This is a genomic window from Brevibacterium sp. LS14 (assembly GCF_012027885.1).
Classification (GTDB): Bacteria; Actinomycetota; Actinomycetes; order Actinomycetales; family Brevibacteriaceae; genus Brevibacterium; species Brevibacterium casei.
This window is the reverse complement of record NZ_SJXG01000060.1, coordinates 385,248-400,232: the sequence shown is the minus strand read 5'-3', so window position 1 is coordinate 400,232 and position 14,985 is coordinate 385,248. Positions and strand designations below refer to the sequence as shown.

The following is a 14,985-nucleotide window of genomic DNA, read 5'->3' as shown; positions in this document are numbered from 1 at the left end:
TTGTACGGTCGCCTGCAGTCGAGTCGAAGGGAAGAGAGATGAGCGAACGCAGTCTCCGCGGTACGCAGTTGGGCTCGCGCAGCCTCGAGTCGGAGGAGGGTGTCGAGCCCGCGCCCCGGCAGATGGTCGAATTCGAGTGCGAGGACGGCACCCGCTTCAAGGTTCCGTTCTCCATCGAGGCGGAAGTGCCCTCGACGTGGGATTCGGGCATCCACGGCATCGGCGTGCGAGTCGGCGTCAACGAGCCCGACGGCGAACCCGAGAAGCATGTGCGCTCGCACTGGGACATGCTCCTCGAGCGCCGCTCGTTCGACGAACTCCAGGTCCTCCTCGATGAGCGCCTGGCGATCCGCCGCGGCGAGGTTCCCGCCCAGAGCTGAGACAGCACACACCGAGCAGGACGCTCGGATGAGGGGGTGTCGGTCCGTCGACCGACACCTCCTCTGTCATGTCCGCACGGATACGGGTCAGCTGCGGCGGCCCGAGAGCATCTGCCGCAGCTGACGACCGCGCCGGGCCAGACCCCAACCGGCGACCTTGGTGAAGGCCTCGGAGATGATCGAGGAGCTCATCTTCGACTCCCCGAGTTCGCGTTCGACGAAGACGATGGGGACCTCGAGGACGCGGAAGCCGGCGTCGACGGTGCGTCCGGTCATGTCGATCTGGAAGCAGTACCCCTGCGACTGCACCCCGGTGAGGTCGAGGGCCTCGAGCACGGCCCGCCGGTAGGCCCGGAATCCGGCCGTGGCGTCGCGGACGCCGAGCCCCATCGCCGCGTCGACGTAGAGGTTGGCGCCGCGTGAGAGGAGGAAGCGCGAGTACGGCCAGTCGACGATCTCGCCGCCGCGGACCCAGCGGGAGCCGATGACGAGGTCGGCCTCGTCCGCGAGCGCCGGAGCAAGCAGCTGGCCGAGGTCGAGGGGGCGATGGGAGCCGTCGGCGTCGAACTCGCAGATGATCGCGTAGTCACGCTCGAGTGCCCACGCGAAGCCGGCGATGTAGGCCATGCCGAGACCGGCCTTCTCGCTGCGGTGGAGGACGTTGACGCGTGGGTCGACCGCTGCGAGTTCGTCGGCCCACTCCCCCGTTCCGTCGGGGGATCCGTCATCGACGATGAGGACGTCGACCTCGGGCTGGTGCTCGAAGAGCCCGGCGAGGGTGACCGGTAGGGCGAGGCGTTCGTTGTAGGTGGGGATGACCACGAGGATTTCTGAGACCACCCGCCCCACCCTACGCCCGCAGGGGCGAAACAATGAGCCGACACCCCCGCCTTCGGACCACGGTGTGCGTGCAGTCACAGCAGCGCAGTGCACCGAGTTATCTAATGACGGGAGCGTCGGCTCCACTCCACGACCGGTGGAATGTCATCGTCGAATCTAATGGCTCCGACCGCCCCAGCAAAATCCCTCTGACCTGCGGTTTTGATCAACTTCCCAGGTGAGGGCCAGGTTCGGCGGGAAGAAATTCCTCTGCGCCTCGGCGTGTCGGATTGCTCTCGGGCCCGCAGAGCGATCTCAGTCACGCGGCAGGTCCGGTCGCGCTCAGCCGATCCGGGTGGGGAGGGGGACGTCCGCGGCGAGCTCCGGCAGACCCGGGGTGCCCGAGCGCGGGTCGGTGCTCCACGCGGCCACGCGCGGATCGGCGACCTGGACGACGAGCCGCTCGACCCGCCAGCGACCGAAGTCGGCGGCGGCACCGGGACGCAGCACTCCCCCTTCGGGGTTGCCCGCCGCGCGATGGGCGAAGCGGGTGGCGGCGTTGAATGCGGCGCGCGCGCCGATGCCGTGGGTGCCGAGGACGGCCGAGCGGACTCCCGCCCAGGGAGAGTCGTCGGCGAGGACGAGGGAGACCTGGGCGCCGGCGGCGAGCAGCGGGGCGAGCGGCTGGTCGAGGCTGGGGTCGAGGGTGATCGCGATCCCGGAGCGTCCGAGCGCCTCGACGTGGGACTCCGGGACGGCGAAGTCGAGGAGGAGCCGATAGCCGAATCGCTGCGCGTGCGCCGGATGCTCTCCGAGGCGGGCGAGGACGGCGTCGAGCTCGGTGCTCGAGGCGACGGCGAGGTAGAGGGAGGTCTCGGGGAGCGTCTCGAGCTCGGCGAGGGCGGCCGCGGGCAGCCACGCCCGCTCGGTGCCCGCCGCGAGGTCGGGATAGGCGACGATGCGCAGGTCCTCGGGTGCGTCGGCGACGAAGTCCCGGATGGCGGACGAGGGGCCGAGGACGTGGACGTGGGCGATGCCGCGATCACGCAGCGCCGTCGCCGTGGGCGAGTCGGGCCCGAGGATGAGACCGGCATGGACGAACCCCGGGGCGAGGAAGTCCCCGTCGAGGTTCTCCGCCTCCGGGTCGAGGGCAAGGGCCGCCTCGTCCGAGCCGATGAAGTTCACTGTCCCGTCCGCGCTGCCGAGGGCGGTCGCGAAGGGGTCGACGCTGCTGTAGACGTCTCCGCCGTAGTACATATTCACAGCCGCCAGGCTACACCTGCCGTCCACCGCTGCGGGCATCGGCGTCAGGGGCGTCGGGTAGGGTCAGGGCTGTGAAGCCTTTGGTACTCGTCGACACCCCAGCCCTGTACTACCGCGCCTTCTACTCGGTGCCGGATTCGATCGTCAACGACGAGGGGCAGCCGGTCAACGCGATCCGCGGCGTCGTCGACACGGTCGCCCAGATGATCCGCCGCTTCTCCTCCGCCCGGGTCGTCGCGGCGATGGACGCGGACTGGCGTCCGGCCTTCCGCACCGCGATCATGCCCGAGTACAAGGCCGCGAGGATCAAGGACGAGGCTGCGGGGACGGAGATCCCGCCCGAACTCGACGCCCAGCTTCCCATCATGCGCCGTGTCCTCGCCGCCGCCGGCATCCCCATCGCCGAGGTGGACGGGACGGAGGCCGACGACGTCATCGCGACGATCGCCGCACAGTCGGCCACCCCCGTCGTCATCGTCTCCCCCGACCGCGACCTCCTCGCCCTCCTCGACACAGACCGCGACGTCAGCGTGCTCCGGCCCCGCAAGGGAGGGGAATGGGAGGCGATCACCGCCGCCGACCTGCCCGGCCTCTACGGTGTCGACTCGGGCATTCGCTACCGGGAGCTCGCCGCCCTGCGCGGGGATCCCTCCGACGGCCTTCCCGGCGCCGCCGGCATCGGGGAGAAGACAGCCGCGACCCTGCTCACGAGCTTCGGGTCGCTCGCGGGCATCGTCTCCGCCGCGAAGGCGGGGGTGAAGACCGGCGGGCTGAGTGTGAAGCGGGCGACGACGATCGTCGAGTCCGAGGAGATGCTCGCCCGCACCGTCGAGGTGATGACCTGTCTCACCGATGTCGACCACGGCATCGACCTCGATGTCCTCCCCCTGATCTTCGATGCCCAGGCCCTCGAGGCCGCGGCAGCCGGGCAGAACATCGCCCGCTCCGTCGACAACCTCGCCACCGCCCTGCGCGGTCTCGCCGACGCCCCGCCCACCGACGCACAGGCGGGCCCGGGGGTCGCCGCGGCGCAGCCGGTCCGACCCGCACCGAGATCCGAGGCCGGCGTCGCGTGGCCGCACGCCCGGCTCGTCGGCTTCGACCTCGAGACGACCGGGGTCGACCCCGACACCGCGCGCATCGTCACCGCGGCCTTCGTCGAGGACCCCGACCGGGTGGAGATGTGGCTCGCGGACCCCGGCGTCGAGATCCCCGAGGCCGCGCGCGCCGTCCACGGCATCACCACCGAGTACGCACAGGCCAACGGCATGCCCGCGGTCGAGGTCGTCACCGCTCTGTGCACGGAGCTCACGGGCCTCCGGGACGAGGGCGCCGTCGTCGTCGGCCACAACATCGTCTACGACCTCAGCGTCCTCGATGCCGAGGTCCGCAGGCACCGTCCCGACCTCGACCTGCGCTCCCTGCTCCCGGCGATCGTCGACACCTTCGTCCTCGACCGCCGCGTCGACCGCTACCGCCGGGGCAAGCGCACGCTCACGGCCACCGCCGAGGCGTGGGACGTCTCCCTCCTCGACGCCCACGACGCCGCCGCCGATGCCCGAGCGGCCCTGGACATCGCCCGAGCGTTGGCTTCGAAGTCCACGGAAATCGCCGCGTACACCCCACAGGAGATCATGGCGGCGCAGGGCGAGTGGAAGCGCGCTCAGGCCGCTGACCTCCAGGCCTTCCTCCGCCGGAAGGGCAACGCCGACGCAGTCGTCGACGGATCATGGCCCATCGCCGACGAGGCTAGAATCGAGACGCGACCAGACCGATCAGAAGGACGATGACTTGGGACTCTTCTCCCGTTTGCTCAACCGGCCCGGTGCCCAGGCCGACAAGGCCACAGGATGGTTCGAGAAGGCGACCACCGACCTCGATGCGGCAGCCGCCGAATTCGCCGATCTCAGCGATGCCGAGCTGACCGACGCCGCCAGTGAGGTGTTCGCCTCCGGCACCGCCCGCGAGACCCTCGTCCGTTATGCGGCCCTCGCGAGGGAGGCCGCCGAGCGCACCCTGGGCGAACGCGCCTACGACACGCAGCTCGTCGGACTCATCGGACTCCTCCAGGGGCACATCGTCCAGATGGCCACCGGTGAGGGCAAGACGCTCGTCGGTGCGCTCGCCGCGGCCGGATATGCGCTCCAGGGCCGCCGGGTCCACGTCGTCAGCGTCAACGACTACCTCGCCGTCCGCGACCGGACGTGGATGCAGCCGGTCTTCGATCTCCTCGGCGTCTCCTCGGCCGCGATCTCGGCCGCCCTCGACGACGACGACCGGCGCGAAGCCTACCGGTCGGAGGTCCTCTACGCCTCCGTCACCGAGGTCGGCTTCGACGTCCTCCGCGACCGCTTCGTCCTCGACGACGAGGACATCCGGGTCGCCGAACGCGATGTCGTCATCGTCGACGAGGCCGACTCCGTGCTCATCGACGAAGCCCGCGTGCCTCTCGTCCTCGCCGGGTCCTCGTCCATCGAGGACGGTGATGAGCGCATCGCCGCCCTCGTCGAGACCCTCATCCCTGGCACCGACTACGAGATCAGCCCCGACCGCCGCGCCGTCTCCCTCACCGATGCCGGCGTCACCCGGGTCGAGGACGAGCTCGGCGTCGAGCTCTTCGGCGACGGCGCCGCCGACCTCGCCGCCGTCAACCTCGCCCTCTACGCGAAGGCCCTGGTCAAGCGCGACATCGACTATCTCGTCGTCGATGGGCGGATCAAGCTCATCTCCTCCTCCCGCGGCCGCGTCGCCGAACTCCAGCGTTGGCCCGACGGGCTCCAGGCCGCCGTCGAGGCGAAGGAGAAGCTCGAGACGACCGAGAGCGGGGAGATCCTCGACCAGATGACCGTCGAGGAGCTCATCCACGGCTACGAGACCGTCTGCGGGATGACGGGCACGGCGCTTGCGGTCGGCGACGACCTCCGCGAGTTCTACTCCTTGGAGATCGTCCCCGTCGACACCCACCTGCCCGTCGTCCGCGAGGACGAACCCGACCGGCTCTACACGTACCAGGAGTCGAAGGAGCGGGCGATCGTCGAGGAGGTCGTCGAGAACCACGCGAACGACCGTCCGGTCCTCATCGGCACCTCCTCGGTCGCCGAGAGCGAGTCGCTGGCGCAGCGACTGGTCGAGCGCGGCATCGACGTCGCCGTCCTCAACGCGAAGGACGACTCCGCCGAGGCCGAGATCATCGGTGCCGCCGGACGCCCGGGAGCCGTCACCGTCTCGACGCAGATGGCCGGCCGCGGCACCGACATCAGGCTCGCCGACGACTCCGTCGCCGAAGGCGGCGGGCTGCTCGTCATCGGCGCCGGACGCTACCTGTCCTCCCGCCTCGACGATCAGCTGCGCGGACGCGCCGGGCGACAGGGTGATCCCGGCACCTCGGTGTTCTTCACCAGCCTCGAGGACGAGATGCTCACCAGGGTGCCCGAGATCCAACGGTTCGTCTCCGAAGGCGACGAGACCGGTCGGATCGACTCGAAGCGCGCGCTCACCCTCGTCGAGCACGCCCAGCGCATCGCCGAGGGCCAGAACACCGCTCTGCACCGTGACACGTGGCGGTTCAACGAGCTCATGGCCAAGCAGCGCGAACTCGTCCTCGCCCGTCGGCGCGAGCTGCGCACCGAGGATGAGGCGATCGACGAACTCAAGGACCGCCTCGGCGAGAGGGCGACGGAACTCGCAGAGAAGCACTCGGAGGAGGTCGTCGACGAGAGCCTTCGCGCGGTCCTCCTCTTCCACCTCGACGCCCGCTGGGTCGACCACCTCGCGTTCCTCAACGATCTGCGCGAGGGCATCCACCTGCGCACATTCGCGAAGGAGAAGCCCCACGAGGCCTTCAACACGGAGTCGATCCGGGTCTTCTCCTCGTTCTGGTCCGATGTCCTCGACGACTCCGTGAGCACCGTCGAGGAGGCGGAGTTCACCGACGAGGGCATCGACCTCGCCTCGCACGGGCTCAAGCGCCCCTCGTCGACGTGGACCTATCTCACGACGGAGAACGCGTTCGGCTCAGACATCGAGAACATCGTCAAACGGATCCGCCGGTAGCGCCTACGAGTCGGCGACGACTCCCCGGCGGACGGCCTCGATCGTCCGCCGGATGCGCACCGCGGTCTCCGGGGCGCTCACCTCGGCGAGCTGCCCGAGCAGGTCGAGGGTCTGCTTCGCCCAGCGGACGAAGTCACCGGCGGCGATGTCCGTGCCCCGGAGCGACTCGGCGAGGTTCTTCCCCTCCGTCCACCGGAACATCGGGGTGAACAGTCCCCGGTCGGGTTCGGGCGTCGGGGTGAGCGCGTGCTGCTCCTCGAGGCGGAAGAGCTCCCGCCACAGGTCGATCGCCGCATCGCCTGCGACCTTGAGGTCGCGGCTGGGCGCACGCTCGGCGTGGAAGCTCTCGCTGCGACGCGCCTGATAGACGAAGCACGAGGCGAAGGCGGCGAGTTCGGGTTCCGTGAGGCCGTCCCACAGGCCGGCGCGCACGGTGAGCGCCACGAGCAGGTCCCGCTCGCCGTAGATGCGGCGGAGCATGTCCGAGTGCTCGGGGTCGAACCCGAGGGTCGTGAGCACCTCCTGGACGCGTTCGAAGACGAGGGCGATCGACGTCGTCCTCCCCTCGATGCGTTTGATCAGGGACGCGTTCTCCTTCTCGAGCTTCGCCGCGCGGTTGGCCCACCGGGCGTGGATCTCCCGGTCGGGACAGTCATGGCAGGGGTGGGCGCGCATCCTGGCGGTGAGCTCGGCGACCGTCGAGCTCACCCCGCCGGGCGCGCTGTGGGGCACCCAACGCACGTCCCGATCGACGCGGCCATCGGCGATCGCCTCGGCGAGGATGCCCAGCAGCGCCCGACGGTCGGAGGCCTGACGGTGGTTGAACTTCTTCGGCACCCGGATCCGTCCCATCGGGGCCACCGGCTCGGTGACCTCGTGGGGACGCAGATGCCACACCTTGCCCTGCTCGGTGAGCACGGTCGGGAGCCGGGAGACGCCGTCGCGGTTCGTCATCGGGGCGATGATCACCGCAGTGCCCTCGACCCGCCGCGCGGGCAGGGTGATGACGTCGCCGATCTTCAGCGCGGACAGGGACTCGACGATCTCGCGCTGCTTGACCTTCGACTTCGTCCGCGTCTCCTGCTTCTCCGTCTCGGAGATCTCACGGCGCAGGGCCGCGTACTCGCCGAAGTCGCCCCGGTCGCAGTGCATCGACTTCTCGTACGCGGCGATCGTCGCCTCGTTCTTCCGGACCTTGCGGGCGAGGCCGACGACGGCCTTGTCGGCCTGGAACTGCGCGAACGAGGTCTCGAGGACCTTCGCGGCATCGGCCGGACTCATCCGGGAGAGCAGGTTCGCCGTCATGTTGTAGGTGGGTCCGAACGCGGATCCGAGCGCGTACGACCGGTTGGAGGCGAGACCGGCGATCTCGCTGATGTCCATCGTGGGGTGCCAGACGACGACGGCGTGGCCGATCCGGTCGATGCCGCGGCGGCCGGCGCGCCCGGTCAGCTGCGTGTACTCCCCCGGGGTGATCGAGACGTGGGCTTCGCCGTTGAACTTGACGAGCTTCTCGAGCACGACCGTGCGGGCGGGCATGTTGATGCCCAGCGCCAGCGTCTCCGTGGCGAAGACGACCTTGATGACCCCGGCGGAGAAGAGCTCCTCGACGAGCTCCTTGAACTGCGGGATCATGCCCGCGTGGTGGGCGGCGACGCCGCGGAGGAGGCCCTCGCGGAACGTGTGGTAGCCGAGGATCCCCAGATCCTCGGCCGGCAGCTCCTCGCGCAGCCGCTCGAGGGCCGCGTTGACGATGACGTTGTCCTCGCGGGAGTTGAGGTCGGCGCCCGTGGCGATGTACTGCTCGACGGCCTCGTCGCAGCCGTTGCGGGAGAAGATGAACATGATCGCCGGGAGCATCCCCGCCTCGGCGAGGGAGGCGACGATCTGGGTCCGGCTGGGGCGGCGGAACCGGGCGCGATTGCCGCGCTCGCGCTTCGACCGGGGTCCGCCGTACGTGCGGGTCGCGTGCGCGAGCGCCGGGTCGATGCGCTCGGAGTCGTGATGGGTGAAGAGGTCGTACATCCGGTGGCCGACGAGGGCGTGGTTGACGAGCGGGACCGGGCGGTGCGAGGTCGAGACGACGGTCGTCGGCCCCCTGACCTCGCGCAGCCACGCTCCGAACTCCTCGACGTTGGACACGGTCGCAGACAGCGAGACGACCTGGACGCGTTCGGGCAGGTGGATGATCACCTCCTCCCACACGGGACCGCGGAACCGGTCGGCGAGGTAGTGGACCTCGTCGAGGACGACGAAGCCGAGGTCGTCGAGCCCTCCCGGGTCGTTGTAGAGCATGTTGCGCAGGACCTCGGTGGTCATGACGATGATCGGCGCATCCCGGCGGATCGTCGTGTCCCCGGTGAGGAGTCCGACGTTCTCGGCGCCGTGGACGGCGACGAGATCGGCGAACTTCTGGTTGCTCAGCGCCTTGATCGGGGTGGTGTAGAACACCCGGGTGCCGGCGTCCATCGCGAGGTCGACGGCGAACTCGGCGATGATCGTCTTGCCGGCCCCGGTCGGCGCGGTGACGAGGACGTCCTTGCCCGCCTGGAGCTCCTGGCACGCCTCGATCTGGAAGTCGTCGAGTTCGAAGTCGGTGCGGGCGAGGAAGCGACCCAGCGGGGTCTGCTCGCGCTCGGCCCGTGCCCGGAACTCCGCATACGCCTGCGCCGGGCTCTTGGCTTCGGCGTCTGCGGTGGCCTCGGCACCCGCCGAGGCGGTGTCATGGTCGTTGCGGTCTCCGCGCCTGCTCATGCTGTGCCCTTCCCACTGTCCTCGTCGAGCTCGTCCGGGTCGACCCAGATGCCCTGGGCGACGAGCTTGCGCTTGCGGCGCCGGTCGTTGAGAATGCACACCACCCACGCCAGGCAGAACAGCGTGATCATGGGGATGACGAGGAAGAACATCGACATCGCATCGGGTGTCGGGGTGGCGATCGCGGCGAAGATGAAGACGATCATGACGATGATGCGCCACGACTTGCGGATCCGCGTCGCCGAGAGGATCCCGAGCATGTTGAGTCCGACCATGAGCACAGGCAGGACGAACGCGATGCCGAAGACGACGATGATGATCATGACGAACGTCAGGTAGTCCTGGGCGGGGATGATGTTCGTCGCCCCCTCAGGGGTGAACGACGTCAGCGCCTTGACCGCGTTGGGCAGGGCGAAGAACGCCATCGCCGAACCGGCGAGGAAGAGCGGAACGGCCGCGCCGAGGAACCCGAACGAGTAGCGCTTCTCCTTGCTCGTGAGCCCCGGGACGATGTACGCCCAGACCTGGTAGAGCCACACCGGACACGAGATGAAGAGGCCGATGAACAGGGAGAGCTTGATCTTCATGTCGAAGGCCGAGGCGACCCCCGCGAAGTTGATCTGCGCCACCCGGCCCGACGTGTCGTTGATCGTCCGGATGGGCTCCTGGAGGATGTCGAGGACCGGGTCGTAGAGGAACCATCCGCCGACCGCGCCGAGGACGATGGCGATGGCGGCGATGACGAACCGATTGCGCAGTTCGACGAGGTGCCCCATGACGGGCATCCTCTTCTCAGGGTTCTTCCTCCGTGAGGTCCGGCCTCTGCGCTGACTGCTGTCTTTCACTTCTCGCGTGGCTGCGGATCCTGATTCCTGTGCGCCGCCGGCTGCGCGGCGTCGGGGGCGGACGGGGGCGTCGACTGGGTGGACTGGCCCGCATCACGGCCGAGCTCTCCGGGTTCGGTCGTCTTCTCATCCTTGTCGTCGCGCAGGTCCTTGACCTCGGACTTGAAGATCTTCAGCGACTGACCGAGGCTCCTGGCGAGCATCGGCAGCTTGGGCGCACCGAAGATGAGGATGATGACGATGACCACCACGGCGATATGCATGGGGCTTAAGTTCATGAGAGCTCCTTGGCTTGTGTTTGCTCGAGGTGATTCTACTCTGTGCGGCTGAGCCTTTCATCCGACTCACCAGTGCGCTCAGCCGAGTCGGCGCCTCGCTGCGGCGACCGCATCGGCGGCATCGATGTCCGCGATGACGTCGGCGTGGCCCAGCAGGAAGCGGCTGAGCCAGTCGAGCGAGTGGACGGTGAAGCGCACCTCGACGCTGCCGTCGCCGCCTGCGTCGTAGACCCGTTCGTTCACGTCGATTTCATCGGCGAGCCACGCTCCCTCGGCGCGCAGCGTCATCGTCACCTCCTGCGGGGCCGGTGCGGGGGCGCCGGTGCCGATCGGCGGGTGGCTCGTCTCGGCGAAGCGGCGGATCCGTGAGAGCGCGAAGCGCCTGGGCGCCTGGGCCGAATAGCACCACGCATCGAGGTACCAGTCGGCGCCGGGAACGAGCCGGGTCGGGGCGATCGTCCGCGTCGTGAGTTCGTCGCGGGAGGCGACGTAGTAGTCGATCTCGACGGCCGCGCTGGCGTCGATGAAGCCCTTGAGCGCGCTCATCAGCTCCGCATCGGCGGGCACCGGGCTGACGTCGACGGGGGTGTGGAGGTTCTCACCCGCGGCGAGACGCAGCTTCGCCGCCGCCGTGCGCACCGCCTCGGCGTCGAGGCCGGGCAGGGCGTCGAGGAGTTCGAGGGCGAGGACGAGGAGGCCCGCCTCCTCGGCGCTCAGACGCACGGGGACGGAGACCTCCTCGGCGTTGGAGATGAAGATCTTCCCGCCGTCCCACGTCGCATCGATGAGGTCGTCGGGCATGTGCCCGGGTCGGCCGGTGACGAAGAGGAGCTCGAGGTCGTCGATGAGGGTCGCCGAGTCGATGCCGAAGTAGGCGGCCGTCTCCTCGAGGTCGGCGCCGGGATGGGCGTCGAGGTAGGGCACGAGGCTGAGCAGCCGGGTGAGGCGTTCACGCGCTGAGGACACTGCGACCTCCCAGCCGATCGAGGGCCTCGGCGATGACCTCGCGTCGTCGGTCGACGGCGCGCGCGAGTTCGTCGGGCCGAACGACACGCACGGCGTCACCGTAGCCGACGATCTCCGCGGCCAGGGTCTGGGCATCGGAGTACTCGACGACCTGGTGCTCCCCATCGGTGCGCACGGACCGCCGCCGCAGCGGATCGGCGCGGTGGGCGGCGATGTCGAGGACCGCCTCGGTGACGACGGCCATCTCCGTGCTCGCATTGAGCGAGACCTGGGGCACGAAGTCGGCGGGGATTGAGTAGTCGCCGGGTTCACGGCCGCCGAGTTTGGCAAGCTTCCCCTCGATCCGGGTCAGCCGGAATGTCCGCTCGGCCCCGCGGTGGAGGTCGTTGCCGACGAGGTAGACCCGGTCGCCGCGGCTGAGCAGGGCGTAGGGTTCGAGCCGCACCTTCCGCGCGCTCTGTCCGGGCTTGTGGTACTTGAACCCGATCGCCTCGCGGGCGTTGATGTGGTGGAGCGCGGTGGCGAAGTTCGCATTCCCCAGCTTGCTCGCCGCCCCGGGGCCGAAGCCGAGCCCGGGCACGTCGTCGCTGAGCTCGAGGCCGAGTGCCCGCAGCTTCGTCAGCGCCTGCGCACTCGAGGCACCGAGTTCGGTGTCGGACCAGAAGCGGGCGGCCACCGCCACCGCCGCCGCCTCGGACGGGGTGAGGTCGACGTCGCCCATCGCGTAGTCGTCGGTCGAGATGCGGTACCCGGTCTCCCCGACATCGGAGTACGCATCGTGCTCGGCGCGGGTGGCGATCGTGATGCCCATGTGCCGCAGCAGCTCCTTGTCACGGGAGAACTTGCGATCGAAGGCGACGTCGTCGAGCCCGGCGTAGCCGTCGATCGCGGTCATGAGCGTCTTCCGGGACACCCAGCCGCGGGCGGCGCGCAGGGCGATGAGCAGGTTCATCAGCCGCTCGGTCTGCTGTCGCTGCCGGTTGGGTCGTTGAGTGTTCACAGACTCCACCGTAACGCAGAACCACGGCCGGGAAGCACCGCGCGGGATAGGGTTGGGGCATGATCCATTGGCGCACAGGCATCGTCACAGCCATCCGTTCCACCCGTCCCGGCCTCACCGAGTTCACCGCCGAACTCGAGACGCCCCTGCCGGGCACCGACATCGCCGAGATCAAAGCGATCGCGTACACCGACGCCGTCGGTGAGCCCGAGGTCGGCGACACCGTCCTCCTCAACGTCTCTGCGCTCGCCAAGCGCCTGGGCACCGGCGGCTTCGGGCTCGTCGTCGCCCTCCCCGACCGTCTGCCGGCCGATCCCCCGCCGGGGCCCGGCCACCTCGTCAAGGACCGCTATTCGCCGCTCCAGACGATGGTCCTCGGCGTCGACGATCAGGAGTCCGAGCACCACGGGGTCCTCGCCGCGGCGGAATCGCTGGCAGGCATGCCCGTCCTCGTCGCCGACCTCCATTCGGCACTGCCGGCGATCGTCGCGGGCATCCGGGCGGTCGATGACGATCTCAGGGTCGCCTACGTCCTCAGCGACGGCGCCGCCCTGCCTGCGGCGTTCTCGCAGGCCGTCGCCGGGCTCAAGGAGGCAGGATGGATCGCCGGCAGCGTGAGCACGGGACAGTCGTGGGGAGCCGACCTCGAGGCAGTGACGGTCCACACCGGCCTGCTCGCGGCCAAGCACGTCCTCGGCGCCGACATCGCCGTCGTCGCCCAGGGACCGGGCAACCTCGGCACCGGGACGAAGTACGGGTTCTCCGGGCTCGTCGCCGGTGAGCACCTCAACGCCGCGGCCCTCCTCGGCGGGGTGCCGGTCGGGGTGCTGCGGATGTCGAACGCCGACGCCCGCGGCCGGCACTTCGGGATCTCCCACCACACGCTGACCTCGCTCGCCGAGGTGGCTCGGCCCGGCGTCCGCGTGCCTGTACCCGACTTCACGACGCTGACCGAGGCCGAACGCGCCGAGATGGACCCTGAGCCCGGGGTCATCGCCGAGACGGTCGCCGCGCAGCTGCCGCAGCTTCACGACCACGAGCGCATCGACGTCGACCTCACCGGTCTGTGGCCCGCGCTCCAGGCCTCTCCGGTGGGCCTGTCGACGATGGGACGCAGACTGCCCGCCGATGCGGCAGCGTTCCTCGCTGCCGCCGCGGCGGGCAGGTATGCGGCCGGGCTCGTCTAGCCCGCGCCGGTCGGCTGAGCTGAGCGCTCAGCGCAGCGTCGGTCTCAGCGCACGCCTTCGAGGTCGCACACGAAGATGAGGCTCTCACCGGGCTTGATGACGCCGCCGGCGCCCTGGTCGCCGTAGGCGAGGTGCGGCGGGATCTGCAGGGTGCGGCGACCGCCGACCTTCATCCCCTGGATGCCCTGGTCCCAGCCGGCGATGACCATGCCGGAGCCGAGCCGGAACTCGAGCGGGGTGCCGCGGTTGTACGAGGCGTCGAACTCCTCGCCGGTCGAATGGGCGACGCCGACGTAGTTGACGCTCACGGTGTCTCCGGCCTTCGCCTCGGGGCCGTCGCCGATGATGTCATCGACGATGACGAGCTCGGTCGGGGCGTCGCCGCCGGGGAAGTCGACGACGGGCTTCTGCTTGCTCATGGGTGTCTCCTTCTGGGTGGTCCTGTCAGCGATCCGGGATCGGATCGCCGGCCTCTCAGCCCTGTGCCGAGAGGATGTCGATGACGAAGACGAGGGTCGCGTTGCCGGGGATCTTCGGCGGGCTGCCCTGCTCTCCGTAGCCCTTGTCCGGCGGGATGACGAGCACGATCTGGCTGCCGACCTTGGCCCCGACGAGGCCTTCGTTCCAGCCTTGGATGACGTTGGCCTCGCCGACGGGATCGACGGCGAACGGCTGTCCGCCCCCGCCCCAGTTCGAGTCGAAGGGCTGGGAGGCGTCGTCCCACAGCCAGCCGGAGTACTTCACGGCGACCTTCTGCCCCTTCTTCACCTCGGGGCCGGTGCCCTCGATGGTCGTGAAGGACTGCATCTCGGCGGGCGGTTCGCCCTCGGGCTGGGTGATCTTCGGCGTGCCGTCGTCCTCCCAGCTCACGGTGAGCGGGTTGCCCGCCTGGTCGGCCTTCTTCCCTTCCGCCCGGGTGAGCGGCTTCGTCGTGTCCTCGACGTCGATGACGTAGACGAGCGTCTGGCTCGGCTGTCCCTGCTGGGGACTGCCGTTGAGCGTCATGAGCACGCGGGAACCGACAGGGACGCCTTCGAGGGCGTTGAACAGCTCCTCGGAGATCTGGGCCGTGTCCATCGGGAAGCCCGCCGGGGACTTCGAGTCGTAGCTCGACTCGACGACGTCTCCGGTGGTCCCGGACACGAGCGTCATCTGCGCGGTGACCTGCTCGCCGTCGGCGACGGGTTTGCCGTCGCCCTCGCTGAGCACCTTGGACTCGGTCTTCTCGACGACGAGTGGTGCCTCGAAGCTCACCGTCGGCTTCTTCCCGGGCTTGCCCTCGACGGTGATGTCGTCGAGGCTCGTCGACTTCGCGTCCTGCGCGGGCACCGATGCGGGGGCGCTGGCACCGCCGTCCTCGGGTTCGCTCTGCCCGCAGGCCGAGAGCAGCAGCACGGCTGCGGCGATGGCACTGAGCACTCTGGTGCGCACGTGGTTCCT

Annotated in this window: 13 protein-coding genes; 4 read left to right on the top strand and 9 right to left on the bottom strand. The window is 69.5% G+C overall.

Annotated elements, in window-relative coordinates:
* Positions 1-38 precede the first annotated feature (38 nt).
* Positions 39-380 (top strand): RNA polymerase-binding protein RbpA, encoded by a 342-nt coding sequence (locus EZE58_RS16305; protein ID WP_009375781.1) that lies wholly within the window; start codon positions 39-41, stop codon positions 378-380.
* 87 nt (positions 381-467) lie between these two features.
* Here EZE58_RS16305 and EZE58_RS16300 read toward each other — a convergent pair whose 3' ends face one another.
* On the bottom strand, positions 468-1,220 hold the full coding sequence (locus tag EZE58_RS16300) for a polyprenol monophosphomannose synthase (RefSeq protein ID WP_009375783.1): 753 nt from the start codon (positions 1,218-1,220) through the stop codon (positions 468-470).
* 321 nt (positions 1,221-1,541) lie between these two features.
* Positions 1,542-2,456 (bottom strand): metal-dependent hydrolase, encoded by a 915-nt coding sequence (locus EZE58_RS16295; RefSeq protein WP_009375785.1) that lies wholly within the window; start codon positions 2,454-2,456, stop codon positions 1,542-1,544.
* A gap of 77 nt (positions 2,457-2,533) precedes the next feature.
* On the opposite strand from EZE58_RS16295, the gene EZE58_RS16290 reads away from it, so the two are divergent.
* Both EZE58_RS16290 and secA2 read left to right on the top strand, forming a co-directional pair.
* On the top strand, positions 2,534-4,252 hold the full coding sequence (locus tag EZE58_RS16290; protein WP_231882277.1) for a 5'-3' exonuclease H3TH domain-containing protein: 1,719 nt from the start codon (positions 2,534-2,536) through the stop codon (positions 4,250-4,252).
* A gap of 1 nt (position 4,253) precedes the next feature.
* Positions 4,254-6,515, top strand: coding sequence for an accessory Sec system translocase SecA2 (secA2, locus tag EZE58_RS16285; protein WP_009375788.1), 2,262 nt, complete (start codon positions 4,254-4,256; stop codon positions 6,513-6,515).
* A gap of 3 nt (positions 6,516-6,518) precedes the next feature.
* On the opposite strand, the gene EZE58_RS16280 is transcribed toward secA2, so the two are convergent.
* The 5 genes from EZE58_RS16280 to EZE58_RS16260 all read right to left on the bottom strand — a co-directional run bounded on the left by EZE58_RS16280 (position 6,519) and on the right by EZE58_RS16260 (position 12,358).
* A complete protein-coding gene (locus tag EZE58_RS16280; protein ID WP_167560924.1) occupies positions 6,519-9,269 on the bottom strand; it encodes a DEAD/DEAH box helicase in 2,751 nt (916 codons plus the stop codon).
* Positions 9,266-10,054: a twin-arginine translocase subunit TatC gene (gene tatC, locus EZE58_RS16275; RefSeq protein WP_040341022.1), complete on the bottom strand. Its 789-nt coding sequence runs from the start codon at positions 10,052-10,054 to the stop codon at positions 9,266-9,268. Before tatC ends, EZE58_RS16280 begins: the two co-directional genes overlap by 4 nt.
* A 56-nt stretch (positions 10,055-10,110) precedes the next feature.
* Positions 10,111-10,392 carry a Sec-independent protein translocase subunit TatA gene (gene tatA, locus EZE58_RS16270; protein ID WP_040341024.1) on the bottom strand — a complete coding sequence of 94 codons (282 nt, stop codon included), beginning with the start codon at positions 10,390-10,392 and terminating at the stop codon, positions 10,111-10,113.
* Positions 10,393-10,470: 78 nt separating this feature from the next.
* Entirely contained in the window at positions 10,471-11,358 is an 888-nt protein-coding gene (locus EZE58_RS17760) for a WYL domain-containing protein (RefSeq protein WP_063250917.1), read from the bottom strand.
* Positions 11,342-12,358, bottom strand: a complete 1,017-nt coding sequence (locus EZE58_RS16260; RefSeq protein ID WP_346773193.1) for a WYL domain-containing protein — start codon at positions 12,356-12,358, stop codon at positions 11,342-11,344. The genes EZE58_RS17760 and EZE58_RS16260 overlap by 17 nt, the downstream gene beginning before the upstream one ends.
* Before the next feature lie 59 nt (positions 12,359-12,417).
* Here EZE58_RS16260 and EZE58_RS16255 point away from each other — a divergent pair, with 59 nt between their 5' ends.
* The gene (locus tag EZE58_RS16255) at positions 12,418-13,545 is read left to right on the top strand and encodes a DUF3866 family protein (RefSeq protein WP_063250915.1); all 1,128 of its coding nucleotides are present in this window, start codon (positions 12,418-12,420) and stop codon (positions 13,543-13,545) included.
* Between the two features lie 44 nt (positions 13,546-13,589).
* Here the strand turns inward: EZE58_RS16255 and EZE58_RS16250 are convergent, their stop codons facing one another.
* Positions 13,590-13,964, bottom strand: a complete 375-nt coding sequence (locus EZE58_RS16250; protein WP_009375802.1) for an FKBP-type peptidyl-prolyl cis-trans isomerase — start codon at positions 13,962-13,964, stop codon at positions 13,590-13,592.
* Between the two features lie 55 nt (positions 13,965-14,019).
* Entirely contained in the window at positions 14,020-14,976 is a 957-nt protein-coding gene (locus EZE58_RS16245) for an FKBP-type peptidyl-prolyl cis-trans isomerase (protein WP_231882275.1), read from the bottom strand.
* Positions 14,977-14,985: the final 9 nt, after the last annotated feature.

Excerpts from the sequence above, each read along its gene's own strand:
- EZE58_RS16295 (WP_009375785.1), bottom strand. The coding sequence starts at position 2,456 with ATGTACTACGGCGGAGACGTCTACAGCAGCGTCGACCCCTTCGCGACC.
- EZE58_RS16250 (WP_009375802.1), bottom strand. The coding sequence starts at position 13,964 with ATGAGCAAGCAGAAGCCCGTCGTCGACTTCCCCGGCGGCGACGCCCCG.
- EZE58_RS16305 (WP_009375781.1), top strand. The coding sequence starts at position 39 with ATGAGCGAACGCAGTCTCCGCGGTACGCAGTTGGGCTCGCGCAGCCTC.
- EZE58_RS16255 (WP_063250915.1), top strand. The coding sequence starts at position 12,418 with ATGATCCATTGGCGCACAGGCATCGTCACAGCCATCCGTTCCACCCGT.
- tatA (WP_040341024.1), bottom strand. The coding sequence starts at position 10,392 with ATGAACTTAAGCCCCATGCATATCGCCGTGGTGGTCATCGTCATCATC.
- EZE58_RS16280 (WP_167560924.1), bottom strand. The coding sequence starts at position 9,269 with ATGAGCAGGCGCGGAGACCGCAACGACCATGACACCGCCTCGGCGGGT.
- tatC (WP_040341022.1), bottom strand. The coding sequence starts at position 10,054 with ATGCCCGTCATGGGGCACCTCGTCGAACTGCGCAATCGGTTCGTCATC.